Raw genomic sequence first — 25,851 nt, forward strand, 5'->3', positions numbered from 1 at the left:
GAGGATGACGCATGAAGGTTCTCGTCACCGGTCATCGCGGGTATATCGGCACGGTCATGACGCCGATGCTGCTGCGCGCCGGCCACACGGTCGTCGGTTTCGACAGCGACCTTTACGCCGGCAGCACCTTCCCAGCCGGCGGGCCGATTGCCGACATTGTGGCGATGCAGATGGATATCCGGGATATCCCGCAATCGGCGCTGGTCGGATTCGACGCCGTGATCCACCTCGCGGCGCTATCGAACGATCCGCTTGGCGCGCTGAACGCGGACGTCACCTACGCCGTCAACCATCGGGCCAGCGTGCGTCTTGCGGAGCTTGCCAAAGCCGCCGGCGTGCGCCGCTTCCTGTTTGCATCCTCCTGCAGCAACTACGGCCGCGCCGGCGACGCCATGGTCGACGAGGCCTCGGAACTGCGGCCCGTCACGGCCTATGGCAAGTCGAAGGTTCTGGCGGAGCGCGACATCGCGCGTCTGGCCGACGAGACCTTCTGCCCCGTCTATTTTCGCCCGGCGACCGCCTATGGCGTGTCGCCGCGCCTAAGGCTGGACATCGTGCTCAACGATCTGGTTGCCGGCGCCGCTACGAGAGGCGTCATCCATATGCTCTCGGACGGGACGCCCTGGCGACCCATCGTTCACGTCGAGGACATTGCGCGCGCCTTCCGGGCCGGGCTGACGGCGCCGGAGGATCTCGTCAGGAACCAGGCCTTCAACGTCGGGCAGACCGAACATAATTACCGCATCCGCGATCTGGCGCGGATCGTGTCCGATGTCGTGCCGGGCTGCCAGCTTACGGTCGCGCCCGACGCCGCGCCGGACAGCCGCTCCTATCGCGTCTCGTTCGAGAAAATTGGCCGAATGTTGCCAGGCTTCAGGCCGCGTTGGGATGCCCGGAGCGGCGCCCAGCAGCTCTATGCCGCGTATCGCGCCGCGGCTCTGACTGCCGAGACCGCCGAAGGCTCCCGCTATCAGCGGATCGGACAGATACGGCAACTGATGGCGGCAGGCACGCTCGATGAGAACCTGAGGCCGTTGAACCCGGTCTGGTCGCGCGACCCGATCGCTGCGACATGAGATTTCCGCCCGATCTGCGCGACAGCGCCGTTCCAGGATCGGACCGGGAAGCGCCCGGCATCGGCGAGGCGATCTATCGCCTACTGGCCGAAATTTTCCCCATCTGCCGTTCCGTCGCCGGCGAAGGCGTGCGCGAAACACTCCGACGGTTGCAGCGCGAAATCGACCTGACGATTCATGAAGTGCCAAGCGGAACACAGGTGTTCGACTGGACCATCCCGCCCGAGTGGACGATCCGCGATGCCTATATCCGCAATGAGGCCGGCGAGCGCGTGGTCGATTTTCGGGACTGCAACCTGCATGTGCTGAACCACAGCGCGCCAATCCGGACGGTCCTGCCGCTTTCCGAACTGAAGCAGCACATCTTCACCCTGCCCGATCAGCCCGATCGGATTCCCTATCGCAAGTCCGCCTATGACGAGGCCTGGGGCTTCTGCATGGCGCATGACCGGCTGATCGCCCTGCCGGATGGGCTCTATGAAGCGGTGATCGACTCGAGCCTGACGGTAGGGAGCCTATCCTACGGCGAATATTATCACGCCGGCACCAGCGAAGATGAGGTGCTGCTGTCGGCGCATATTTGCCATCCCTCGCTCGCCAACGACAATTGCTCTGGCCTTGCGTTGCTGACCTTGCTGGCAAAGGCGATTTCTCGGCGAAAGACGCGCTACAGCTACCGGTTTCTGTTCGCGCCCGGCACGATCGGGGCCATTGCATGGCTCGCCCGCAACGAAGAGCAGACGGCGCGAATCCGGCACGGACTCGTGGTTTCCTGCGTCGGGGACGGCGGAGGCCCGACCTACAAGCGCTCCCGCCGCGGCGACGCCTTCATCGACCGTGCCGCCAGCCACGTGCTGCGCCACGCGGCGCCCGCGCCTGTGCTTCTCGACTTCAGCCCTTATGGCTATGACGAGCGACAATTCTGTTCGCCCGGCTTCAACCTGCCGGTGGGACTGTTCCAGCGCAGCGTCTACGGCAGTTTCCCGGAATATCACACCTCGGCCGACAATCTGGATTTCGTACGGCCCAGCCACCTCGCTGAGTCCTATGCGATGATCGAGTCGATCCTGGACGTCATCGAGCAAGACTTCACGCCGCTTGGCACGCTCTTGAAGGGCGAGCGACAGCTTGGCCGCCATGGTCTCTACGCCGGCGGCGACGGTTCCCCGGCGACGCAGGCCGCCAATCTCGCCATGCTCTGGGTTCTCAATCTTGCCGACGGACACCACACGCTGCTCGACATCGCCGAGCGGGCCGACGTGCCTTTCGCCCAGGTACTCGCTGTTGCGCGGCGATTGCAATCCCACGGCCTGCTGCAGGCCTGACGCCATCTTGCGTCAGCCATAGTCCGGCCAGTTGCGATCCCTTTCCGAGATCGCAGTAACAGGCAGCGGCCAGTCGATTCCAAATGCGGGGTCGTCATGGCGCACCCCGCTGGCGTAATCGGCCGCGTAGTGCGTCGAAATCATGTAGCCCACCTCGACATCGTCGGTGAGCGTCTGGAACCCATGCGCAAAGCCTTCGGGCACATAGAGCTGGTTGCGATTGTCCTCCGCCAGTTCAAAGCCCTGCCAGAGCCGGAAGGTCGGCGATGCCGTGCGCAGATCGAGGATGACGTCCCAGATCCGCCCCCGCAGGCATCGGACGAGCTTGATCTCGCCATGCGGTGCCCGTTGGAAATGCATGCCCCGCAGCGTCCCCCTGGCCGACGACCAGGACTGGCTGTGCTGAACGAACCCGGTATGCAGTCCCGCCGCCTCGAATTCGCGGGTGCAGAAACTACGTTCAAACCGGCCCCGCTCGTCCGAGACAGGGGTCGGTTCGATCCGATAGGCCCCTTCGAGCCTGGTCGCGAGGAACTGCATGGCGGTGCTCCCTGCGGTCAGCCGGCGCGCCGGGCAAGATGGAGCCGCTGCAGCCCATCCTCGAGCGCACCCGCGGCGCGCTCAAGCACCCGTTCCTGTCGAAACAGATAGTCGATCGGCGGGACAAACGCTGTCGACCGGGATCGCTGGACCGCGTAGCGCAGCAGGCCAGCGGCGTTGGCGAAATCGCCGCGGCACAGATGGCTGACGCCCGACCAGTAGGCGCGGCTTGCCAGGCTGCGTCGCGCCAGCCGCTGCAACGCTTCCGCGTCAGGCAACTGCCGGCCCTCATGCGCGAAGAACGACGTGAAGGCAGCTTCGTACTTGCGGATCTGGAGGCTGCGGTTGCGCCGCACGACGGCGGAGCGCGCCTCGTCATGCGAGCGGAGAAACACCTGCGGGGTCCGCGTCTCGGCGATGTTGCCGTCGAGCGCAGCCAGTCGCATGAACAATTCGAAGTCGTCGGTGTGGTCGAGGGACATCCTGTAATAGCCAACCCGCTTTTGCGCCGCCGTTCGAACCACCGCCGAGCAGCCGACAACGCTGCACAGCGCGGTCCGGCAGAATCGCTCCAGAAGGGCGCGGCCGGGCATGACGTCCCATCTTGCTCCGATATCGCTGCTTCGCGAGGCCAGATGTGGCTGTGTCAGCGCCGCGCGATTGGCAAAAGCGAGGTTGATCTTCTCGTCCCGATCCATAACCGCGAGGGCGCGCGACAAGGCTCCGGTGGTGAGCATGTCGTCGGCGCAAAGCAGCAGGAAATAATCCGCCTCTGCCCAGTCGATCGCCTCGTTGAAGGAGGCGTGGTGCCCGAGATTGGCACGATGGCGCACAAAGCAGATGCGCTTATCCTGCGCCGCCAGCTGTTGCGCGACTTCGGCGCTGTTGTCGGTCGAGGCGTTGTCGATGATGAGGATCCGCAGATCGGCCACACCCTGGCTCAGGACACTGTGCACGCAATCCCGCAAGTAGCGGCCGTACTGATAGTTCGGAATGGCGACGTCGATGCTGGCCATGTCTAGCGGTCATCCGTGCCTTGCGATGGGTCATCCCGTTCGAAGCAGAGCTATCGGGCCATTGAACGCGACCAGCCCTGGGCCCGCGATGGCCACAAAGGGATGGGGGCAGCAGATTTCCGGCCAGTTCGCCCTTTGACCATCATCCGACGGGACGAGGCGGCTAGCACGGACCTAAGCCTCCCCTATCCGAAATGCTGAGAAGCGACGCGGAGAGTTCATCTTCTGTTCTAAAAAATCCCCCGTACGCTAGCGGAAGTTGAAGAGATTGCCGGGTGCGGCGGCGACCTGTCGCAGCGCTGAGCAAAGGGGATCCTGAGGATGACCGTTCCGATCCATGCCTCCGTATCGACGGAGGGTTCTGTCGCTTATTCCTGCCGGTTATGTGGGACCGCGCTGCATCGGCTGTTCGCGGATCTGGGCATGTCTCCTCTTTGCGAAAGCTTTCTGACGGCAGATCAGTGCGACCGCATGGAGCCGTATTTTCCACTCCGGGCGATGGTCTGCGAACAGTGCTTTCTGGTGCAACTCGGGGAATATGTCGGGCCGTCGGAGATCTTCAGCGACTACGCCTATTTCTCATCCTATTCGCCGAGCTGGGTGGCGCATGCCAAAGCCTATTGCGAGGCGATCACGAAACGGCTCGGCCTGGGACTGGCCAGCACGGTCATCGAGATCGCCAGCAATGACGGTTACCTGCTCCAGCATTTCTCACCTCTGGGCATTCCTGGGCTCGGCATTGAGCCGGCCGCCAATGTCGCCGCCGTCGCCATCCGGAAAGGCATCGACACGCGCATCGAGTTCTTCGGAACCCGTCTGGCGCGGTCGCTCGCCGCAGAGGGCCGACAGGCCGACCTGATCATTGGCAACAATGTCCTGGCCCAGGTCCCCGACCTCAACGACTTTACCGCAGGTCTAGCCATTCTTCTAAAGCCGGACGGCGTTGTGACGCTTGAGTTCCCGCATCTTCAACGGCTTATGTCGGAAACCCAGTTTGACACGATCTATCACGAGCACTTCTCCTATTTCTCGCTGCTGACGGTCGAGCGGCTCGCGGCGCGACATGATCTGAAGATTATCGATGTCGAGGAATTGCCAACGCATGGGGGATCGCTGCGGCTCCACCTGGCGCACGCCAATTCCGTTCGGCCGCAGCAAGCTGCCGTCTCTAGATTGCTGCACAAAGAGCGGCGCTTCGGCCTGGCGCGGATCGAGACCTATTCCGCCTTCGCGGAGAAGGTCCACCGTACCAAACGCGACCTCCTCACGCTGCTGATCGCGCTGCGCAATTCCGGCAAGTCCATCTGCGGCTATGGAGCTCCGGGCAAGGGCAACACGCTGCTCAACTATTGCGGTATCGGCCCGGACTTTCTCGACTTCACGGTGGATCGCAACCCGCACAAGCACGGCCGCTTCACCCCCGGCATGCACATCCCGATCCTGCCCGTCGCCGCGATCGACGCGGCCCGGCCCGATTTCGTGTTGATCCTGCCGTGGAACCTCCAGACCGAGATCACGCGGCAAATGAGGCACATCGCCGACTGGGGCGGCCGCTTCATCGTGCCGATTCCCACGCCACGCATCGTCCAACCCAAGGATATCCGGTGATGAAGGTCATCCTATTCTGCGGCGGTTTGGGCACGCGCATCCGCGAATATCCGGAGAGCATTCCGAAGCCGATGATTCCGATCGGCCACCAGCCCATCCTCTGGCACCTGATGAATTACTACAGCCAGCGGGGTCACAACGAATTCATCCTCTGCACCGGTTATAAGGCCAATGTGATCAAGGACTTCTTCCTGAACTACCGGCCGCAGGCCTATGCCGACTGCATCGTGTCCGGCTTCGGCACCAAGATCGAACTGCTCGGCAAGCCCGAACAGGACTGGCGCATCGCCCTGATCGACACCGGCATCTGGCGCAATATCGGCGAACGACTGCTCGCGGTTCGCGAACATGTCTGCAACGAGGAGATCTTCCTCGCCAATTACAGCGACGGCCTCAGCGACGTCGATCTCGACGACATGATCGAGCGCTTCCGAAACAGCGACAAGCTCGCCTGCTTTCTCGCGGTCCGCCCGCATCTGAGCTTCCATTTCGCCGATATCCAACCGAATGGCTCGATGCGAGGGTTTCGCACCGCCGACCGTTCCGATCTCTGGATCAATGGCGGCTTCTTCCTGTTCCGGCCGGGCATCTTCGATTTCATCCGCCCCGGGGAGGAACTGGTGCAAGAACCATTCACCCGTTTGATCGAAGCGGATGCCCTCATGGCCTATAAATATGAGGGGTTCTGGCGCGCCATGGACACGCTGAAGGACCGCCAAATCCTGGAGGATATGGTCGAACAGGGCGCCATGCCCTGGCGGCTGACGGATGCCGGAAGCGGCCACCCCGCCCGCGCGGTCGCCGGCTCATGAAGGCTTTGCCACTCGCGCGCCCGGGCGAAGCGCTCTCGGTCCTGTGCCTCGGCGCCCATGCCGATGATATCGAGATCGGCGCCGGCGGACTGCTGCTCAACTGGCTCGCCAACGGCATCCGGCTCGACGTGCGCTGGTGCGTCCTCAGCGCCGCAGGCATCCGCTCGACGGAAGCCGAACAATCCGCGCATGCCTTTCTGAGCGGCGCGGTACTCGCCGATCTCAAGCTCGCCCGTTTCGAGGACGGCCTGTTTCCACAGCAGGAAGCCACCTTGAAGCGGTGGATGGAAGAGCTGAAGGACGGCCCGGTGCCTGACGTGATCCTGACGCATCGGCGCGACGACGCGCATCAGGATCACCGCGCCGTGTCGCGCCTGACCTGGAACACGTTCCGCGACCACATGATCCTCGAATACGAGATCCCGAAATGGGACGGCGACCTTGGCCGCCCCAACAGCTATGCGGCGTTCGGCGAGGAGATCCTCGCGCGCAAGATCGACCTACTGCTGACTCATTTCACCAGCCAGCGCGCGAAGGATTGGTTCGACGCCGAGACGTTTCGCGGTCTGGCCCGGCTCCGCGGCATGGAGTGCCGTTCGCCCGGGCGCTACGCCGAGGCGTTCACCTTGCGCAAGGCCTGGATCGGCTGATCGTCTCGGATGGCCCTGGCCGGTGCTGAAGCACGGCGGCGCCACGCCTTCCTAACCGGAGGGATGATGCGCTTTGCCCAAGAGGCCAGGCTGGATCGCAGCAAGGCAAGCTCTAGGCTGGATGCGCCCCGCTCTTGCGCGGAGCTCAGGAGGACGAGATGAAATTCGCCTTCTTCGGATATCCGCACCTCGGCGGCACCTTCACGGTGTTCCGCCATCTGCGCGCCGGCCTGGCGCCTTGGGGGATAGACGTCGAGTGGCTTGGCATAGGCCAGGGGGCTCATGCGGCGGCCCGAGACCCGGCCTGGCGCTCGGAGTGGTCGACCGGCCATGCCTGTGGCGCGGCGGCGGACAGCGAGCCTACGCAGGCGCAGGCGATGCTTTCCCATCTCGCGGAGCAGAATTTCGATGGCGTTTTCGTCAGCGTCCACGCCGACCGGGTCCAGACCAACCTCGCGCGCTACCTGCCGCGTGCCATGCTCCGCGTAATGATCGTGCATAACATAACGCCCGCGACCTACGCCGCGGCGCGGGCGATCCGCGATCATGTCCATGCCACCGCCTGCGTCTCCCGCCGTATCCGCGATGACCTGCTGACGCACTATCGTTTCGACCCAAGGACGACCCACGAGATCCACAACGCGGTCGACTTCCCTACCCCCCCGCCCCGGGCTCTCCGAACGATCGGTCAACCGCTCCGGCTGCTGTCGCTCGGGCGGATCGAGGATCAAGCCAAAGGCGTGCTCTGGTTGCCGCAAATCCTGGCCCAACTGCCGGACGACGTCACGTTGACCATCGCCGGCGACGGCCCGGATGTCGCCCGCCTCCGGCGCACCATGGCCCCGCTTGCCGGCCGCGCGCAGCTTCTCGGGCGGGTCTCGCCCGCCGCAATCCCGGCACTGATGGCCGAACACGACATCTTCGTCGCGCCGTCCCGTTTTGAAGGCTTCATGATCACACTGGTCGAGGCGATGGCCACGGGATGCGTGCCGGTCGCATCCCGGATCCGGGGCGTCACCGACACGGTGGTCGACGACGGCGTGACAGGCCTCTTGTTTCCAGTCGGCGATGTCGCGGCGGCGGCGGAGACCATCCGCCATCTTCGGCGGGATCCTGCCCATTGGCACGCCATGGCCTGCCATGGGCCGATCGCGATGCGCGAGCGCTTCAGCATCTCCCGCATGGCGGAACGCTATGGCGCGCTGCTCGCCGGGCTGCACGAGCGGCCGCCCCCGATCGCGCCGCCGCTTCCCATCGAGCACTGGCACCTCCCCTGGGGACTGCGGGACGGGTTGCGATCCCACTTGCCGACGCCGCTCAAGAACCTGCTGCGAACCATCCGGGAGCGCGCGGCATGAGCCTGGAATCGATGATTCTGCGCAGGGACGCAGGAGCCGAAAGCTCCGCGGCCGCTGTGGCGCGGCCGAGCACCGCGAGCGCCAACGTCTCGGTACTCATCCTGACCCTCGACGAGGAACTCAACCTGCCGACATGCCTCGCCTCTGTCAGTTGGAGCGACGATATCGTCGTGCTCGATTCCTTCAGCCAGGACCGGACGGTCGAGATCGCACGCGACTTTGGCGCCCGTGTTTATCAGCGTCGCTTCGATAGCGAACCAGCTCAGCGGAGCTTCGGACTCAACGAGATCGCTTACAAGAACCGCTTCGTGTATCTCCCCGACGCGGACGAGGTGACAACCCCCGCACTACGGGACGAGATCCTGGCGATCGCCGCGGAACCGGGCCGTCCGGAGGTCGCTTTTCACGTTCGGTCCCGCACCATGTTCATGGGACACTGGCTGCGATGGAGCGGATTGTACCCCACCTGGTTCGCCCGTTTGGTGGAGCCGGGGCGCGTCCGCTTCGAGCGAGAGATCAATCTGCGAACCGTGGCCAACGGGCCGGAAGGCAGGCTCGACGGCCATCTGCTGCATTACACCTTCAACAAGGGCCTCAACGCCTGGTTTGAAAAGCACAATCGCTATTCGTGGCACGAGGCGCGGGAGTCGCTCAAAAGCCTGGACGCCGAGCGGGTCGATTGGCGTGCGTTGCTATTTGCATCCGGAGCGGAACGGCGGCGCGCCCTAAAAACCCTGTCCTTCCGGCTGCCCTGCAGGCCGCTCCTGCGCTTCCTCTACATGTATCTGCTGCGCGGCGGCTTCCTCGATGGCCGGGCCGGCTTCGTCTATTGCAGGCTGCTGATGACCTACGAAACGATGATCGTCACCAAGATGATCGAGATCCAGAGGCGGGAAAAAGGGCTGCCGCTGTGAGCTGCAAGCCGACGCGCCGGGCAAGTGAGGGCAGCCTATGGACATGCCCTTGATCGGCGCGCTGGTCGCCATCTCCGCGTTCTGGGTGATCTTTGGACTGCGCCGACCCGAGGGGGTCTATCAATACCCTTTCCTCGCGGGGGCGACCTTTCTCGGCTTCATCGCGCCGCAGTTTCCGGCAATGGCGGACGACCCGTTTCTGCCAGGGGGCGCGGTGACACGGGCCGCCCTCTTCGCGATCCTCTGCATCACAGCCTGTGGCTTGGGTTGGCAGCTGACGCTGCCCCGCGTCGCGGGAAAACCGTGGCGCTTCGACGAAAAGAAGCTGCTGATCGTATCCGGGGTCCTGTCGCTCGCGGGAGCGTATTTCTATTTCAAGGTCTCGCACCTGCCGCCCGAGATCAAATATTCGATCTATACCGGCATGCCCGTGGTCTATCTGTTCTTCGCCAAGCTGCTGAATTATGGCTTCGCCATCGCGCTTATCTGTGGTGCGCGGCGCATGAGCATCGCGGCGCTGTCCATCATTGCCTTCGACACACTCTTCTATGCCGAACGGATCCTGCTGCTCGGCCGCCGCAGCGAGACAGCCGAGTTCGTGTTTCTGATCGGGCTAGCCTGGTGGTTCCAGCGGAGGCGCGCCGCCCCCCGTCTCCTGACGTCGGGCCTCGTCATGTTCGGCGCCATCGCGATGAACAGCGCGGGCGACTATCGCGCGATCACCACCGAAAGCGAGGATTCCGGCTGGTCCGATCTTCTCAAGATCAATGTGCTCGCCAATTTCGCCGAAGTGGTCGCGCATGGCGGGCCGGAGGTGCGCAATGCCGTGCTGCGCCTGGAATCGGCCAGCGACACGCAATCCTTCGACTTCGGGCTGTTTCACTGGAACACGCTGGTTTTCAACTATGTTCCGGCGCAACTGGTCGGTTCGGCTCTCAAGGAGAGCCTGACCCTGTCGTTCGACGATCAGATCGCGCGCGACTACGCACCGCCGATCGGCTCCACGGAAACCGGACTCGCCGACGCGTTCGCGTCGTTCGGCTATCTCGGCGCGGTCAAGTTCCTCCTGATCGGCTTCGGGATGCGGCGGATCTACGACGCGGCGGATTCCGGCAGCACGGGGTGGCAGATCGCCTATCCGCTGATCCTGGCGCCGGCGATGCTGGCGATCACGCATCACACGCAGTGGCCGATCTCCGCGCTAGTGCACATGGCGCTCTTCCTGCTGCCGGCCCTGCTTCTGGCGCGGATCCGGCAACCCTCGCCGTCCTGGGTGGCGGGTACCGCAGGATCTCCGTCATGACCCAGGCTGCCGGGACGTTGGGCGCCAACCCTGCCCATCCGAGGGTCGCGGTCCTGTTCCATAGGTTCGGTCCCTATCACGTCAGCCGACTTCAGGCTGCGGCCCGGCATATGGCGCTGACCGGCATCGAGTTCAGCGGCACGGACAGGACCTACGCATGGAGCGCGTCCGAGACCTTCCCGTTCTCTCGCATCGTGGTCTCTCCCGACAGTGACGCGGAGCGCGTCCCAGCGCTGTTCCGCAAGATGACCGCGGCGCTCGACCGGGCAGCGCCAGAGGCGGTGGCGATCGCCGGCTGGTCGAACCCAGCCGCGCTGGCAGCCCTGCTGTGGTGCACACGCCGGCGGGTTCCGGCCATCGTGATGTCGGATAGCACGGAGATCGACGAAGTCCGGAAGCCCTGGCGGGAGGCGGTCAAACGACGGGTGGTGTCCCTCTTCAGCACGGGATTGGTCGCCGGAGCGCCGCAGCGACGCTATCTGGCGGGGCTCGGCGTACAGAACAGGCTGATCCGCGAAGGCTTCGACGTCGTCGACAATGAGCATTTCGCCACCGGCGCGGCCACCGCCCGAAGAGACGCCGAGGCACTCCGCAGGCAACTCGCATTGCCGCCCCGCTATTTCCTCGCCTCCTGTCGGTTCGTGGCCAAGAAGAACCTGTTTGTCTTGCTGGAGGCCTATCAAGGATATCGTGGCGTGGCCGGCGGCGCGGCATGGGACCTGGTCCTGCTTGGCGGCGGTCCGCTGGAAACCGAACTGCGGGCCGCGATTGCGGGGCGCGGCCTGGTCGACTCTGTCCATCTGCCGGGTTTTCGGCAGTATCCGGAGCTCCCTGCCTATTACGGCCTGGCGGAGGCCTTCATTCTGCCGAGCACGACGGAGCAATGGGGCCTGGTCGTCAACGAGGCGATGGCCGCGGGTCTGCCCGTCCTGGTGTCGGAGCGCTGCGGTTGCAGCGAGGATCTGGTCCGTCCCGGAGTGAATGGATTTCGCTTCAACCCTTTCGCTCCCCGCGAACTCATGGGCCAGATGCTGACCATCGCCGGCAAGGATTGCGACCGGATGGCGATGGCGCAAGCGGGACAGGCGATCATCGCCGAATGGTCGCCCGATCGCTTCGGCCGCGCGTTGCGGCAGGCGGTGGAGTTGGCACGCAACGCGGCGCCGCTTGCCCCGGACCCGATCGGCCGCTGGCTCGCCGCGGCCCTGCTCTGCCGCCGCGAGCGCACCGACGGCTGACGCTATTCCAGCAATGGACGCATGCCGTCACCGGCTGCCATCACCCGCTCCAGCAGATCCCGCCAAGCCTCCCCGTAGCGACGGACCGTCAGATCCTCGACACGCCGGCGGGCGGAGATCCCCATGCGCAGGCGGAGATCCTGGTCTTGTACCAGCCGATCGATCGCCCGCGACATGCCGGCTAGGTCCTCGCAAGGAATGACGAACCCATCCTCGCCGTCGCGAACCGGGGTGCCGCTGTTCGGCGTGGTGACGATGGGAAGGCCGGTTGCCATGGCCTCCATCACCGCGCCGGCCGAGCCTTCGCAGGCCGATGGAAAGAGGAACAGATCAAACTGCTCGAGCCAGGTGCGCACCTCGCCACGAGGCACGGCGCCGATCACCGCGACCTCCCCGCGCCGCCGCTCGACCAGCGCGGGCTCGGCGGCGATGGGGCCAACCATGACAAAGCGCACTTTTGCCGGGTCGAACGCCCGGGCGATCTCGAAGAAGGCGGGTGCGCCCTTGCGCAACGAAACCGCACCGACGAAGCCGACGACAACCGGGCCCGTTCGTTTCCGCCGGTCACAAAACGCATAGGCCGAGGCATCCACCGGATAGGGAATGACGGAGATCTGCCCGGAGCGCAGTCCCACCGCTAGCAAGCCATCGCGCACATAGGCGGAGGCGCAGGTGATATGGCCAGCGGCGTCCCAACTCCGTTGCTCGACGTCCTGCATGATGGCAGAGCCCGTATCCTGTGGCGTCTGCCATTCCGGCCAGAGTTCCGCCTGGCGCGCCTCCTCGCGCCTCTGAACCGCGATCGGCGCGATCATCTGGTCGAGGACGACGGAAAGCCCGTCCCGGCGCGCGGCCTGGCAAAGGGACGGGTCTATATTGCGGACGAAGCCGACCAGGCTGTTGGCGCCGCGCCAGCCATCGCCCATCACTTGCCGCGCCATAGCCTGCGAGCGGCGGACGAAGTTTTGCTCCGGCAGAGCGTTGCGGTCCTCCCGGAGCCTGGCCAGCAGCGTCGACCACCCTGCAGCGACCACGCGACTGCCATCGAGGCCGGCGCATCGCCGGGCGGCCAGCCGGCGGCCGTTCGCGCCGCCGAGCCTGGCCATCATCGGGGCCGCCGCCGCCTCCAGCGATCCGGGGCGCACGAACCAGTCCATGTGGACCGTATCCAGGATACCCGCCAGTTTCAGGCCGAGCGGCAGGCCGTAATGCAGCCGGGAGCCATCCTGCACGACTGTCACCCTGGGCCGGACGGATGATGTCGCCTCGGCACGGTGATAATCGACGGCGGCGCTCATGCCAGATCAACCGTGTCCGGCCGGTCGCCGCGGCCGAGCACCCATCGATAGACGGCCTCCATGCTCTCCGCCGCCTTCGGCCAGGAGAAGCTCTCCACAACCAGTTTGGCCCCCTGCACACCGATCTGCCGTCGTTGCGCGGGCGTCAGCGAAACCAGCGTGCGAAGTCCCTCCGCGATACTCGCGGGCTCCGGCTCGATTGGGAGTGCCGCGCCCTGCGCGAACCCGATGGCGAGATTGCATCGCGGCGTCATCAAAACTGGCAGATGCGCTGCCCAAGCCTCCAGAACCGCAATTGGCAGGCCCTCGCTGATCGAGGGCAGCACGAATGCATCGGCCGCCGCGAAGCTTCGCGCCTTCTCCTCGCCGAATTGCGGCCCGACGAAATGTACGACAGGATTCAGTCCCAGCTCGGTCGTCAGCTGCTGCAGGCTCGTCCGATAGGCATCCTCGCCCCAGCCGGCGATCACCAGATGCCACTTTGGCTGCATCGACGCGCCGGCTGCCTCCTGACGATAGCGGGCAAAGCCGCGCAGGAGATCGGGTATGCCCTTTTGCGGCGCGATCCTGCCGAGGAAAAGCAGGACCGCCGCGCGCCCCGGGATTATTCCGCGCCAAAGCGGCGGCGTCGCGACGGGGGGCGCAGACGAGATTTCGACGCCGTTCGGGATGACGCAAACGGGATTGCGCAATCCCGCGTCGCGGATCGATTCCAGTTCGGAGGCGCAAAGCGCATGCAGGCAAGCGGCGCCCCTCAGATGCCGCGTCTCGAAAACCAGGCTGGCAAGCCGCTTCTTCCAGCGCCGGTTGGCCAATGCCCACCGGTCCAGCATGCCGTGCGTCGTCACGACATAGGGCATCGCCCGCCCCGTCCAGCCCATGGCAGCGACCGAGGGATACATCCAGAGACCCTGCACATGCAGAAGATCGGCCGCCCCCCGCCGCAACGCTTGGCCGAGGCGTGGCGCATAGCCAAACGAGGCGGGCCCCCGCACCGGAAACACCTCCGTCGAAACGCCGCGCTGCCGCAGCATCTGATACGCCGGCGCCGGATGCTCCAGCCCGTATACGCTGACGTCCATGCCGGCGCGCGCCTCCAGCGCCGGCGCGAGACCATGCACCGCCTCGAACACGCCCCCCGACCGTTGCGACAGATGCGCCATGACCATCGCCACGCGGATCGCTTCGGCAGGTTCAGCCGAACTGTTCCGCGATGGGCGCGCCGCCAAGAGATCGGCTGCCGTCATCGAAACGCTCCTGTTCGTCTTGTGTGGCGGGGTTCAGCGGATGGCCGCCCGGGCGGGCATTTCCATCTCGGCCAGATGGCGGTCGACTTCCAAGATGTCGCCTGGCCGGAGTCGGTCATGCTCGCCGACGGCAATCTGGATCGTGCCAGAGCTGGTGCTGCGCACCACGGCAAAGGTAGCAGTCGGAATCTGCCGCAGGCTTCCTGTCTCCAGATCGTCACGGGCCGCCTCCATGCTGGCGGCAAGCGACGCGATCCTCTGCTCCGTGCGCGTGATCGCCAGTTCGACGGCCCGCAGCGCCGCCGCATTCTCCGCCGCCCGCGCCTCCAGAGACGCCGCCGCGCGCTGGTCTACGTCCAGCCGGTTCTGCCGCGCCCGAGCGAGGAAGCCGATCACCTCGAGCCGGTCGCGCTTCAGGGCCGATTGCTGGCGCTGGTTGTCGCGCAGCCGCGAATGGGCCGTCAGCCCCTGATCGGCCAGCTGCTGGGTAGCGCTGACATCCTGCTCGATCAGCACCAGGTCGCGGTCGTGCAGACGCAGGCTTTCCTGAAGCGCCTCGATCTCCTGATCGAGCGTGCGGCGCTGCGCATCCGCCGCCTCGGCCTGCGCCGCCAGCGCATCTGTCCGGACCTTGAACAGCGCGGTCTCCGCCGCGACCATGTCGGATGGCGCACCGCCGGCCAACAGGTCCTTGCCGTCAAACACTCCACCCGCAATCTCGGCTTCCAGCCGGGTGCGCTCGATCCGCTGCGACCAGCGGATCAGCCTCTGGTCGGCATAGTCCTGGCGGAGCGTCAGAAGCTGCAGGGCGGCGCCCGTCACCGGAGAGGCGGGCCGGCGCAGTCCACCGCCGAGCGCGACCAGTTCCAGCACGATCATTCCCGGCCGATATTCATAGCGTCCCGGCGTCTGCACATCGCCGGTGACGAAGACCGGGGCGTGGCTGAGCACGTCGATGGTCACGGTGTGGTCGGCGGGAATGCGGCCGGCCAAGCCCTCGGCGATGCGTTGCGAAGCTTCCTCCGGCATGAGGCCCAGCATCATGACCCGGCCGAGCCTCGGATAGCGGATGGCGCCGTCGGAGCCGATCGAGAAACGGCCGCTCAGGTCCGGCTGGCCGAAGACCGAGACCTGCAGCACGTCGCCGACACCAAAGCGGTAGGCTTCCTGGGCGAGGGCAACGCCGCCGAGAGCACAAAGCAGGAGCACTGCCTGCAGGAGACGGGTGACGCCGCGCCACGGCTTCTGACATGCGAGACGCATTTACCGCTCTCCTCTCTGGGCGAACGAAGGCTCCGCCGCCTCGCCGAGCCGGGCGATGGTGGATCGTGCCATGGCGGGATGGCGTAGGGTCCGGGGTCCCTCGTAGCTCTGATGCGCCCGCCGCTCGACGCGGTTCAGCACCAGCACGGGCGCAGCCAGCCCGCAAAGCGCCAGCTTCTGCAGCGCCGAGAGAACGGCCTCATGCGTGGCGTAGCCCCAGCACGTGACAAACAGGATGGAGTCGACATGGCTGGCGATCTGGGCCGCATCCGATGTCGTGAGGACGGGCGGCGCGTCGAGGATCACGACGTCGAAACGCTCGCGCAATCCGTCCATCAGCAGCTTCATCCGAGCACTGCCGAGCCGTTCCTGGGCGTCGTCGCCCGGCTCGGGGGAAGCGATGATCCGCAGTGGCGAAGCCGAATCCGGAGACAGGATGTCGTCGAGGGTTGCTGCGCCGCTCAGGAACGCGCCCAGCCCGGGCCGCGGCGGATCTTCCATTTGTCCCGATCGGGCCATCCGCCCCAGGCTCTGGCGATGCAGATCGGCGTCGACCAGCACCGCCGATCGCCCGGCCATCGCCATCGACCGCGCCAGCGCGAGCGCGACGGTTGTCTTGCCTTCCCTGGGCAGGGCGGAGGTTACCAGGAAGCTGGCGGCCGGCCGTGTCGCGGGCGACAGGCGCAGCATCCATTGCAGGCTCGCCAGTGCTTCGGCGAAAGGCGCGCCCGCGGCCCGCCCCTTCTCCCAGCCCGGCCGGCGGCGGCGACGCCACGGCACATTGGGGATCGTCGCCAGGACCGGCAGTCCGGTGGCGGCCTCGATGGCGCGGCGCGAGCGCACGCGATCGTCCAGGCGTTCCAGGATCAGGACGAGCCCGAGGCCAACAACGCCACCGGCGATCACGCCCATCAGCAAGGCGGGCAGAAGGCGCAGGCCGAAACGATGGCTTGGCGCTGTCGCCTCCGAGATCAGGCGGACGCCCGGATCCACCAGCCCGTTCTGGTCCACGATCTGCTTCGAACGCCCCAAGAGGCTCTCATAGACCGCGCGGTCGGCATTGGCCTCGCGAACCAGGGCATCGAGCTTCACCCGCGCCATGTCCGACGCGCCATAATTGGCCTGTGCAGCGTGCAGTTCCTCCTCCAGCGAGGTGACGCGTCGCGCCGCCGAGTCGATCTCGTTGCGCAGGCTGACGAGGATATGCCCAACCTCCTGGGTAATCTGCTGGCGGACGGCGTCGAGCTCCGACGTCAGCGACGGAATTTCAGCGCTCTGGGCGGCGCCGGTATCCTTCAGCACGCGCAGCCTTCGTTCCATCTGCGCCTGGCTGGCGCGCAATTGCTGGATGATCGGCGAGCCCAGCACCTCGGTGAAGCTGTCGAGGCCGTCCTGGTCAGCGGCAAGCCGGGCGGCGGTCTTCTCCCGCGCCTCGGCGGTCGCATGGGCGGCCCGGGCCGCCATCAGTTCGGTGTTGAGCGCGGCGAGGCGTTGGGCCGCCAGCGTGACGCCGTCGATCTCCAGCAGCCCGGACGAGGCCCGGAAGCGTTCGGCCTCCTGCTCCGCTTGCTCCAGCCGGGCCGCCATGACCTTGAGGCGGTTGGACAGCCAGTCGCTGACCCGGCGGGTGGCGTCGATCTGCACATCGTCCTGATAGGCGAGATAGGCGCGCGCATAGGCGTTGGCGACCCGCGCAGCGATGTCGGGATCTCCGGCGGTATAGGCGATGTAGATCGTGTAGGAGCGGCCGTCGTTCACGACCTTCAGGCCGGCGCGCAAACGATCCTCGCGAAAGGCGGCCGCATCCTCCGCCCGAACCTGAGGTCCCGGAGTCCCCCCGGAGTGGGTCACGTCCGGATTGGCAACGGTTTCGCCGGGCGTCGGTACAGGTGGATCCACCGGGCGAACCTCGCCTGGAACGGCGACCCCGCCGAACGGATCGATGCCCTCGGCCACCAGCTTGGCGAGAACGCGCTGCGCCATCACGCGCGATCCGATCCGGTCGAGTTCGGTGCGGAGAACCGGGTTTTCCTGCGGCAGCGGCGTCACAACCTGATCGATCGGCATGCCCTGGATCCGGCGGACGTCCAGGGCCATCACCGCCTCGGCGCGATAGAGGCGTGGCTGGTGGGCGTGGTAGGCAGCGCCCGCGCCAAGCCCGGCGACCGCGAACAGCGCCAGCAGGCCGGATCGCCGACGCAGGATGGCAACGACGTCGCGCAGCACGACGGGCTCGCGCGCCGAAGGCGAGGATTGGATGACCATGAGGCCCTCAGGACCGATTTGAGATTAGCGGTAGGCCGCCGATTGCGGCTGCGGCGGTTGCGCCGGCGCGAGGCGAACGCCGGGCGGCCGGTCACGATAGGCCGGCAGGCTGAGCAGGCGAGCCGTGGTCCGTCGCGCCGGCACCAAGGCGCTGAGCTTGAAGGCGACCTCGGTGCGGTTATGCGCGTGCAGCTTGCGCATGATGGCACGGATATGAACCTTGACCGTGCTCTCGCTCAGGTCGAGCTCATAGGCGATGATCTTGTTCGCCTTGCCCTGGCGAAGCGCCTCGGCCACGGCGGCCTGGCGGGGCGTCAGCAGCGCGTCGAGCGGATCGACCTCCTCCTCGATTCCCTGCGCCAGGATTTCACTGCGGCAGGCGTTCAGGCTGCTGGCCGGAACATAGGTGCCCCCCGCCCGGACCAGATTGACGACCTCGACGACGACGCGCAGGCCGCTGCTCGATGCGATGTACCCCCGGGCGCCGCGATCCAGCGCCATCAGGACATCGCTTGCCGCCTCGCTATCGGCGAGGACGATGGTCGGGATTCCGGGAAATTCGCGCTCCAGATTGCTCAGCGCCGCGGCCACCACGGCATCGCCGGGGTTCTGCCCACCGATGCTCAGAAGGACGGCGCAGGCGTCATGAAGCCTCGCACCGGCTGCTTCCCACTCCTCGACGGAGCCAAACGCGCGGATTTCCAGATTGGGCTGGCTGGCGAGCAAGGCCTGCGCCAGACACTCCCGGTCTAGGGCGCGGCGATCGATGAGCGCGATCTTGACCCTCGAGCTCTGCGCCACCGCGCCTGGGGAGTCGTTCCCTGCCACCTGTACGGATTCGCAATTCCACATGCCCGGCTCCATTCGGATTACCAGAGGAAAGGTTTGCTTTCGGCACTACGGTATGGAGGGAGATATACAACCAGATACACGCAATTGCAACCTGTGGTCAGGAACAAATCGTGATTATCTTGAAGGCCAGGTTGTAAGATACGCCGCCTAAGCTATTTCGGGTATGCGGGCGTCAGTCGCCCCTTGGATGATCCCTGCGCCAGTCGGCTGGCGGGGTGAAGCGCCCCTGCCAGATTCCGCGCTTGTCGCGGCGGGCAGTGCTTTCCGCCGCAGCGTAATTAGCCCCTCCCCGGTCTTCGAAATCGATCGCCAGGCCCTGCCGGACCATCGCCTCGCCGACATCCCGGTCGCCCTTGACCCTGCAGGTCGCGACCGTGCGCCCGAAGCGGTCGCGCGCCTGCGGCAGACATCGCAGGTCGCCCTCGGCGACCAGGTTTCGCAGAGCGGATTTGGCCGCTTCGCCGCAACGCCAGGGCTTGCCCTCCGCGTCCGAACAGGTCTGGCGGAGTTCGGGCGCGTCGATGCCGAAGATCCGGAATTCGGTCTCGTCGATCGCGAGCGAATCGCCATCGCGGACGGTCACGACCGCGCCGTCGGACGCCCGGATTTCCCGGCGCTGCTGATCGACATAGCCGATGAGCAGCAGGCCGAGGACGAGCAGGACCAGAAAGATCAGGGGCGGCGACTTGCGGCGGCGTCTCGGGGCACGAATCATGGCAGGCAGCCGGATGGTCTTCCAACCATGACGGTCGTGTCGGGGAGCGGGAGCGTCGGCAGGCCGACGCTTAGGCGCGGGGCTTCGGCTTGGCCGCGGCCTTCTTCTTGACCACGGGCGCCTTGGGCTCGGCGTCTTCCGCGGCTTCCTTGGCGAGGCGCAGCTGGCGCAACTTGGCCGTCTTCGCGCCCTGGGCGGCGACGCGGTCGCGCTCGCCGGCCATCACGGCGGCTTCGCCGCTACGCAGTCTCTCGGCCTTCTTGAAGCGCTCTTCGGCGCGCGCCTTCGCGGCATCCTTCGTATCGCTTGGAGACATTGCCATCCTTTCCTGCCGCAGGGCGGCTCTCGACAACTGGATCGTCAATCCGGGAACGAGACGAACAGCCTGACCGGCGACATCGACGGATTCGTCGGGCACGCCACTCTATCAGCTTTGGTCGGATGGTGTGCCTTACGCAGCGAAAAGGTTACTTCTTCGAGCGGCGGAGCGAGTCGATCGCGGGCGCCGGGATGCCGGACTTCTCGGCGATCAGGCGGTCCTGTGCCTCGATCTCGGTACGCGCGGGCTCGTCGCCATCAAGTCCGCCAAGGATTTCGCCCGGGACGCGGCGATTGGAACGCTGGGTGCCGTCTTCATAGAACACGTCGAACAGGACAACCTCGCTGCGGGCGGCTGGTTTCTTGGCCATGGGACAACTCCATACAAGCGTGGCCGGCTTCAGGGACCGCAATCCCCGGGACCGGCTTGAAAACAAAAAGGGTCCGGCGTCGAAACGCCGGACCCCGTAACGCGAACTGATGAGTTCAAGCGTTCTGAAGGTTCGCTGCAGCCGACTTGCCACTGCGACGGTCGGCTTCGATGTCGAAGCTCAGCTTCTGGCCTTCGACCAGGCCGCGCATGCCAGCACGCTCAACAGCGCTGATGTGAACAAACACGTCCGGTCCGCCGCCGTCCTGCTGAATGAAACCGAAGCCCTTTTGGCCATTGAAAAACTTAACGGTGCCGGTAGCCATGTCTCGTGTCCTTTGTGCATTGCTTGGCTATGGCCGCGCGACTCCCGCGTCGGCCAATCCGAGTTCCAGCGATGTCTTGGGACGCGCCGCGCGGGCATATATCAAGGCAGAGCTAAATATCGAATTCAGTCTATATAAGTCCAAAAGACCAAAACAACAAACCTATGATTTGATCGCCCGCCAAAACGTCGTGGACCCGCGGATCCGGCGTGCTGGCGCCCCCCATTCTCTGCCGGCAGAAGCGCGGTGGTTCCGCTCACCGCCGGCGGTATTTCTGACCCATACAAGGATCATCCCATGCAGCCGTCCCGGAATGTTGAGCGCCTAATCGAGATCATGGTCGCGCTGCGCGATCCGGTGACCGGCTGTTCATGGGACAAGGTTCAGGACTTCAACTCTATCGCGCCCTACACGATCGAGGAAGCCTATGAGGTGGCCGACGCCATCGAGCGCGGCGACCTCGTCGACCTCGAGGAAGAGCTGGGCGACCTGCTGCTGCAGGTGGTCTACCACGCCCGCATGGCCGAGGAAATCGGCGCCTTCGCCTTCGGCGACGTCGTGATGGCGATCACGTCGAAAATGATCCGGCGTCATCCCCATGTCTTCGGCAGCGAGGAGGCGCGCAGCACCGGGGCGGCCAAGGGCTTCTGGGAGGCCGTGAAGGCGGAAGAAAAGCGCATTCGCGCCGAGAGGCGGCTCCAGGCGGGGCAATCCGATCCCGAAGCCAAAAGCCTGCTGGACGATGTTCCCGCCGGCATGACGACGCTCGCCCGCGCGGTCAAGCTGCAGCAGAAGGCCGGCACCGTCGGCTTCGACTGGAACGATCCGCGCGCCGTGCTCGCCAAGCTCAAGGAAGAGATCGCCGAGATCGAACACGAGCTCGACCAGCCAGCGATTTCGAAAGAGCGGGTTCAGGACGAGATCGGCGACCTGCTGTTTGCGGTCGCGAACCTGGCGCGCCATGTCGAGATCGACCCGGATGCCGCCTTGCGCGGCACCAGCGAGAAGTTCCGGAACCGCTTTCGCCACATCGAAACCAGCCTGGCGGCGAAGGGCCGAAGCCCTGCCGAGGCCAGCCTCGACGAAATGGAAGAACTCTGGGTCGAGGCGAAGTCCCGTCTCTAAAGCGGGCGGATGGATGTTTCGCGCCCGTCCAGGCGCGAAACATCAAGCCTTCTTGATGGGATCCCAGGGCTGGGCGTCGGTCTCCGGCTTGGCCTTTTCGGTCGCGACCAGCAGGCGGGCGCCGGGAAACTCCCGGTGGAAGATCGGCTCGTTCTTCTCGGGCACGCGAATCCGCGCGACCGTGGTGCCATCCTCCTGATCCTCGCGCGACAGCACTTCGCCGAGATCATAGAGCCGGTGCAGCTTGGCCAGCGCGTCGCCATGCAGCGAAAGCGTGAAGACCGGCCGGTCCTCGTTCAACCGCTGTTCGACGAGATCGAGCAGCGTGTCGACGCCCTCCCCGGTCAAGGCCGAAATCGGCACGATCGCCGGCTTGCCCTTTTCGCTGTGGATGCGGCCCGCCGGACGCGCATCGGCCGGCATCAGGTCAATCTTGTTCCAGACCTCGATCAGGCGATCCGTCTTGCCAACCTCGACGCCCAATTGCTCGAGCACGGTCATGACGTCATGCGCCTGCGCCTCGCTGTCCTCATGCGCGATGTCGCGCACATGCAGGATCAGCGTCGCCTCGATCACCTCTTCCAGCGTCGCCCGGAAAGCGGCGACGAGATGGGTCGGCAGGTCGGAGATGAAGCCCACCGTATCCGACAGGATCGCCTCGGTGCCGTGCGGCAGCTTGAGCCGGCGCAAGGTCGGATCGAGCGTCGCGAACAGCAAGTCCTTGGCGAAGATGTCGGACTGGGTCAGCGTATTGAACAGCGTCGACTTACCGGCATTGGTGTAGCCGACGAGCGCCACGATCGGATGCGGGATCTTGCGACGGTTCTCCCGCTGCAGGCGCCGCGTCCGCACAACGGTTTCAAGCTCGTGCTCGATGCGCGAGATGCGCTCCTGCAGCGCGCGCTTGTCCGCCTCGATCTGGGTTTCGCCGGGGCCGCCGAGGAAGCCGAAGCCACCGCGCTGGCGTTCAAGGTGGGTCCAACTGCGGACCAGCCGGCTCTTCTGATAGTTCAGATGCGCCAGTTCGACCTGCAGCGTGCCTTCCTTGGTCTGCGCCCGCTCGCCGAAGATCTCGAGGATCAAGCCGGTGCGGTCGATGACCTTGGTGCCCCAGGCTTCTTCGAGATTTTGCTGCTGGACCGGGGTCAGCGCGTGATCGACGATGACGAGGCCGACATGATCGGCCTTCACGCGCTCCGCGATCTCCAGGACCTTGCCGGAGCCGAACAGCGTCGCCGGCTTGAACATCGGCAAAGGCACGGGAATACCTTCGACCACATCGAGGTCGATGGCGCGGGCCAGGCCGATGGCCTCCTCGACGCGGGCTGCCGTGCTGCGGACTGCGCCGCGAGGGTCGCCTTCGACGCGCCGCCGTGTCCGCGCCGGACGAACCGGCACGAGCACGAGGGCGCGTTCCGGCACGCGCTTTGTTTCGATGTGAGAATCGGTTGCCTCGGGCCCTTCGGCGCCTTCCGGCAGATCAGAATTTTCGGTCAATCAGGCTCCCGGCCGTTCGCCCTCTTCGCCCGGCTCGAAGAGCTGGACGGGTGCGCCCGGCATGATGGTGGAGATGGCATGCTTGTAGACGAGCTGGGAATGGCCATCCCGGCGCAACAGCACGCAGAAATTATCAAACCAGGTGACGATGCCCTGCAACTTGACGCCATTCACCAGAAAAATCGTAAGGGGGATCTTGCTCTTCCGGACATGGTTGAGAAACGTGTCCTGAAGATTTTGTGCGCGTTCTGCCATTCTTATCTCTCACGCTTGACCTTGTTGGGGACCGTGGTCCCGATGGCCGGATGTCCTCCCAGCCTTGCCGTCACTTTGCCCGGATAATCGCTTCGCGTCACCCAAGAAATTCCGTCCCTCTTCAAACCTGTGCGGATCGCCAGTCCGCTATCCACCGCGCGAACGCGCGGGCGCCTCGGCCGCGAACTCGTGGAAACGACGGCGCAATTCCGTCGCCACCGTGCCCGGCGCGCCGTTGCCGACCGGGTGGCCGTCGATCTCGACGACCGGCGTGACGATGGCCGTCGCGGCGCTGATGAAGGCCTCGCGCGCCGCCTTCGCCTCGTCGAGGCTGAAGGCGCGCTCCTCGATCCGGAGACCCGCCGCCTTGGCCACCTCAAACAGCACCGTCCGCGTGATACCGCGCAAAATGCCGCTTTCGGCCGGGCGCGTGACGATCCCGCCATCCATCGTCACGATCCAGGCGTTGGTCGAGGATCCTTCGGTCACCTTGCCGTCCGCATCCACGAACCAGGCCTCGTAGGCGCCGGCTTCCTTTGCAGCCTGCTTGGCCAGGACGTTGGGCAACAGCGAGGTCGTCTTGATATCCACACGGTCCCAGCGGTTCTCCGGCACGGTAATGACGCTGACGCCCTTTTCCGCACGGAGGTCGCCGGCGCTGCGCGGGCTCGACTTCGCCGTAACAACGATCGAAGGCGGCGTCCCCTCGGCGGGGAAAGCGTGGTTGCGCGGCGCGACGCCACGCGTGATCTGCAGGTAGACGAGCCCGTCGTGAACGCGGTTGCGCCGCACGACCTCGCGCAGCACGACGCCGAGCGCGCCGAGGCTCATCGGCTGGGCAATGCGCAGCTCCTTCAGCGAGCGTTCGAGGCGCGCCATATGAAGGGCTTCGTCGATCAGCCGCCCGCCGCGGATCTCGCAGACCTCATAGACGCCATCGGCAAACTGATAGCCGCGATCCTCGACATGAACGACCGCCTCCGGGTGGCGGAGATAGAGACCGTTCACATAGGCGAAGCGCGACATGGCATTCCTGCAAGGCTTAAGAATCAGACGTCGGTCAGGGGCTGGAAAGACGCCGCATGGGACAATGCGACGCCCGCAGCGTCAACCGACGCCGAGCGATTTCAACTTCCGATGCAGCGCCGACCGCTCCATGCCGACGAACTCGGCCGTGCGGGAGATGTTGCCGCCGAAGCGGTTGACCTGCGCCGTCAGATATTCGCGCTCGAAGATCTCGCGCGCGTCGCGCAGCGGCAGCGACATCAGATGCTCGCCGCCGCGATTGGGTGTCGTCGGCAGCATCTCGCCGATCTCCGGCGGCAGCATGTCAGCCGAAATCGCCTGGCTCTCGTCACCACGCGCCAGGATCAGCAGGCGTTCGACGTTGTTGCGCAGCTGGCGAATGTTTCCGGGCCAGTCATGCGCCTGGAGCACGGCCAGCGCGTCCGAACCGACGGTGCGGACCGGCAGGCCCGTAGACCGCGAAATCTGATCGATGAAGTGATTGACCAGCTCCGGCACGTCGTCGCGGCGTTCCGCCAAAGCCGGCACGCGCAGCGGCACCACCGAAAGACGGTGGAACAGATCCTCGCGAAAGCTCCCCTCCGCGATCTCATGCTCGAGATCGCGAGCAGTCGACGAGATGATGCGCACGTCGACATTGACCTTGGTCGTGCCGTTGACGCGCTGGAAGCTCTGGTCGATCAGCACGCGCAGGATCTTGCCCTGCGTCTCGCGCGGCATGTCGGCGATCTCGTCGAGATAGAGCGTGCCGCCATGCGCCTCTTCCAGAGCGCCGACATTGCGCGCCGAGCCGGTGCCGTTCTCCGTGCCGAACAGCTCGTGCTCCATACGGTCGGGCGTGATCGCGGCAGCGTTGAGGACGACGAAGGGGCCGTCCATGCGCAGCGACGATTCATGGATCGCGCGGGCGACCAGTTCCTTGCCCGAGCCGGACGGGCCCGAGATCATGATCCGGCTGTTGGTCGGCGCGACGCGCTCGATCGTCTGCTTGAGATGGCTCATCGCGATCGAGGAGCCGACCAGGCGGCCGGTGTCGCCTGCCCGCTCGCGCAGATCGCGCACTTCGCGGCGAAGCTTGGAAGCCTCCAGCGCGCGCTCGGCGATCATCAGCAGGCGGTCGGCCTTGAACGGCTTCTCGATATAGTCGTAGGCGCCGCGGCGGATGGCGGACACGGCGGTTTCGATGTTGCCATGGCCGGAGATCATCACCACCGGCAGATCGGGATGCTGCCCCTTAATGATGTCGAGCAGGGTCAGGCCGTCGATCCGGCTGCCAGTCAGCCAGATGTCGAGAAAGATCAGCGTTGGACGCCGCTTCTCGATTTCGGCCAGGGCGGTGTCGGTATCGCCTGCGGTACGGGTGCCATGGCCCTCGTCTTCGAGGATTCCGGCAACGAGCCCGCGGATGTCAGCTTCATCATCGATGATCAGAATATCGGACGGCATGATCTCTA

General features: G+C 65.5%; 25 protein-coding genes. 10 read left to right on the plus strand and 15 right to left on the minus strand.

The annotated features are described in order from the left end of the window. Positions 1–11 precede the first annotated feature (11 nt). Together ABIE08_RS05160 and ABIE08_RS05165 are read left to right on the plus strand one after the other, a co-directional pair. Entirely contained in the window at positions 12–1,076 is a 1,065-nt protein-coding gene (locus ABIE08_RS05160) for an NAD-dependent epimerase/dehydratase family protein (protein ID WP_354549238.1), read from the plus strand. Next, a complete protein-coding gene (locus ABIE08_RS05165) occupies positions 1,073–2,401 on the plus strand; it encodes a DUF4910 domain-containing protein (RefSeq protein WP_354549240.1) in 1,329 nt (442 codons plus the stop codon). Before ABIE08_RS05160 ends, ABIE08_RS05165 begins: the two co-directional genes overlap by 4 nt. Positions 2,402–2,413: 12 nt before the next feature. Here the strand turns inward: ABIE08_RS05165 and rfbC are convergent, their stop codons facing one another. After that, entirely contained in the window at positions 2,414–2,941 is a 528-nt protein-coding gene (rfbC, locus tag ABIE08_RS05170; RefSeq protein ID WP_354549241.1) for a dTDP-4-dehydrorhamnose 3,5-epimerase, read from the minus strand. 17 nt (positions 2,942–2,958) lie between these two features. After that, positions 2,959–3,957 carry a glycosyltransferase gene (locus ABIE08_RS05175; protein ID WP_354549243.1) on the minus strand — a complete coding sequence of 333 codons (999 nt, stop codon included), beginning with the start codon at positions 3,955–3,957 and terminating at the stop codon, positions 2,959–2,961. A 321-nt stretch (positions 3,958–4,278) separates the two neighbouring features. On the opposite strand from ABIE08_RS05175, the gene ABIE08_RS05180 reads away from it, so the two are divergent. The 7 genes from ABIE08_RS05180 to ABIE08_RS05210 all read left to right on the plus strand — a co-directional run bounded on the left by ABIE08_RS05180 (position 4,279) and on the right by ABIE08_RS05210 (position 11,840). After that, positions 4,279–5,565, plus strand: coding sequence for a class I SAM-dependent methyltransferase (locus ABIE08_RS05180; RefSeq protein WP_354549245.1), 1,287 nt, complete (start codon positions 4,279–4,281; stop codon positions 5,563–5,565). Then, the gene (locus ABIE08_RS05185; protein WP_354549246.1) at positions 5,565–6,377 is read left to right on the plus strand and encodes a sugar phosphate nucleotidyltransferase; all 813 of its coding nucleotides are present in this window, start codon (positions 5,565–5,567) and stop codon (positions 6,375–6,377) included. Before ABIE08_RS05180 ends, ABIE08_RS05185 begins: the two co-directional genes overlap by 1 nt. After that, positions 6,374–7,027 carry a PIG-L deacetylase family protein gene (locus tag ABIE08_RS05190; protein ID WP_354549248.1) on the plus strand — a complete coding sequence of 218 codons (654 nt, stop codon included), beginning with the start codon at positions 6,374–6,376 and terminating at the stop codon, positions 7,025–7,027. Before ABIE08_RS05185 ends, ABIE08_RS05190 begins: the two co-directional genes overlap by 4 nt. Before the next feature lie 158 nt (positions 7,028–7,185). After that, positions 7,186–8,385 carry a glycosyltransferase family 4 protein gene (locus ABIE08_RS05195; RefSeq protein WP_354549249.1) on the plus strand — a complete coding sequence of 400 codons (1,200 nt, stop codon included), beginning with the start codon at positions 7,186–7,188 and terminating at the stop codon, positions 8,383–8,385. Next, positions 8,382–9,299 (plus strand): glycosyltransferase family 2 protein, encoded by a 918-nt coding sequence (locus ABIE08_RS05200; RefSeq protein ID WP_354549251.1) that lies wholly within the window; start codon positions 8,382–8,384, stop codon positions 9,297–9,299. The genes ABIE08_RS05195 and ABIE08_RS05200 overlap by 4 nt, the downstream gene beginning before the upstream one ends. A 37-nt stretch (positions 9,300–9,336) precedes the next feature. Next, positions 9,337–10,602 (plus strand): hypothetical protein, encoded by a 1,266-nt coding sequence (locus tag ABIE08_RS05205; protein ID WP_354549253.1) that lies wholly within the window; start codon positions 9,337–9,339, stop codon positions 10,600–10,602. After that, positions 10,599–11,840 (plus strand): glycosyltransferase, encoded by a 1,242-nt coding sequence (locus ABIE08_RS05210; protein ID WP_354549254.1) that lies wholly within the window; start codon positions 10,599–10,601, stop codon positions 11,838–11,840. Before ABIE08_RS05205 ends, ABIE08_RS05210 begins: the two co-directional genes overlap by 4 nt. Positions 11,841–11,842: 2 nt before the next feature. Here the strand turns inward: ABIE08_RS05210 and ABIE08_RS05215 are convergent, their stop codons facing one another. The 9 genes from ABIE08_RS05215 to ABIE08_RS05255 all read right to left on the minus strand — a co-directional run bounded on the left by ABIE08_RS05215 (position 11,843) and on the right by ABIE08_RS05255 (position 20,494). Continuing rightward, complete coding sequence (locus ABIE08_RS05215) at positions 11,843–13,138, minus strand: glycosyltransferase family 4 protein (RefSeq protein ID WP_354549256.1); 1,296 nt, start codon at positions 13,136–13,138, stop codon at positions 11,843–11,845. After that, positions 13,135–14,301: a glycosyltransferase gene (locus ABIE08_RS05220; protein WP_354549258.1), complete on the minus strand. Its 1,167-nt coding sequence runs from the start codon at positions 14,299–14,301 to the stop codon at positions 13,135–13,137. Before ABIE08_RS05220 ends, ABIE08_RS05215 begins: the two co-directional genes overlap by 4 nt. A gap of 117 nt (positions 14,302–14,418) precedes the next feature. Further along, entirely contained in the window at positions 14,419–15,648 is a 1,230-nt protein-coding gene (locus ABIE08_RS05225; protein ID WP_354549259.1) for a polysaccharide biosynthesis/export family protein, read from the minus strand. Continuing rightward, a complete protein-coding gene (locus tag ABIE08_RS05230; protein ID WP_354549261.1) occupies positions 15,649–17,913 on the minus strand; it encodes a GumC family protein in 2,265 nt (754 codons plus the stop codon). Positions 17,914–17,937: 24 nt separating this feature from the next. Further along, positions 17,938–18,765 carry a response regulator transcription factor gene (locus ABIE08_RS05235; protein WP_354549262.1) on the minus strand — a complete coding sequence of 276 codons (828 nt, stop codon included), beginning with the start codon at positions 18,763–18,765 and terminating at the stop codon, positions 17,938–17,940. 172 nt (positions 18,766–18,937) lie between these two features. Next, positions 18,938–19,480, minus strand: a complete 543-nt coding sequence (locus tag ABIE08_RS05240; RefSeq protein WP_354549264.1) for a thermonuclease family protein — start codon at positions 19,478–19,480, stop codon at positions 18,938–18,940. Positions 19,481–19,550: 70 nt separating this feature from the next. After that, positions 19,551–19,796: a hypothetical protein gene (locus ABIE08_RS05245; protein ID WP_354549265.1), complete on the minus strand. Its 246-nt coding sequence runs from the start codon at positions 19,794–19,796 to the stop codon at positions 19,551–19,553. 151 nt (positions 19,797–19,947) lie between these two features. Next, complete coding sequence (locus tag ABIE08_RS05250; protein WP_354549267.1) at positions 19,948–20,169, minus strand: hypothetical protein; 222 nt, start codon at positions 20,167–20,169, stop codon at positions 19,948–19,950. 115 nt (positions 20,170–20,284) lie between these two features. Next, positions 20,285–20,494, minus strand: coding sequence for a cold-shock protein (locus ABIE08_RS05255; RefSeq protein WP_018181610.1), 210 nt, complete (start codon positions 20,492–20,494; stop codon positions 20,285–20,287). A 297-nt stretch (positions 20,495–20,791) separates the two neighbouring features. On the opposite strand from ABIE08_RS05255, the gene mazG reads away from it, so the two are divergent. Then, positions 20,792–21,619 (plus strand): nucleoside triphosphate pyrophosphohydrolase, encoded by an 828-nt coding sequence (gene mazG / locus ABIE08_RS05260; RefSeq protein ID WP_354549269.1) that lies wholly within the window; start codon positions 20,792–20,794, stop codon positions 21,617–21,619. A gap of 42 nt (positions 21,620–21,661) precedes the next feature. On the opposite strand, the gene hflX is transcribed toward mazG, so the two are convergent. From hflX to ntrX, 4 genes are all read right to left on the minus strand, one after another. Next, complete coding sequence (gene hflX, locus ABIE08_RS05265; protein WP_396308171.1) at positions 21,662–23,116, minus strand: GTPase HflX; 1,455 nt, start codon at positions 23,114–23,116, stop codon at positions 21,662–21,664. Further along, positions 23,117–23,371 carry an RNA chaperone Hfq gene (gene hfq / locus ABIE08_RS05270; RefSeq protein WP_018181607.1) on the minus strand — a complete coding sequence of 85 codons (255 nt, stop codon included), beginning with the start codon at positions 23,369–23,371 and terminating at the stop codon, positions 23,117–23,119. A 147-nt stretch (positions 23,372–23,518) separates the two neighbouring features. Continuing rightward, positions 23,519–24,397, minus strand: a complete 879-nt coding sequence (locus ABIE08_RS05275) for a D-amino-acid transaminase (RefSeq protein WP_354549271.1) — start codon at positions 24,395–24,397, stop codon at positions 23,519–23,521. Between the two features lie 81 nt (positions 24,398–24,478). Next, positions 24,479–25,843 (minus strand): nitrogen assimilation response regulator NtrX, encoded by a 1,365-nt coding sequence (gene ntrX / locus ABIE08_RS05280; protein WP_354549273.1) that lies wholly within the window; start codon positions 25,841–25,843, stop codon positions 24,479–24,481. Between the last annotated feature and the right edge of the window lie 8 nt (positions 25,844–25,851).

Origin of the sequence: Kaistia defluvii (assembly GCF_040548815.1) — a bacterium.
In the GTDB taxonomy this organism is placed as follows: Bacteria; Pseudomonadota; Alphaproteobacteria; order Rhizobiales; family Kaistiaceae; genus Kaistia; species Kaistia defluvii_A.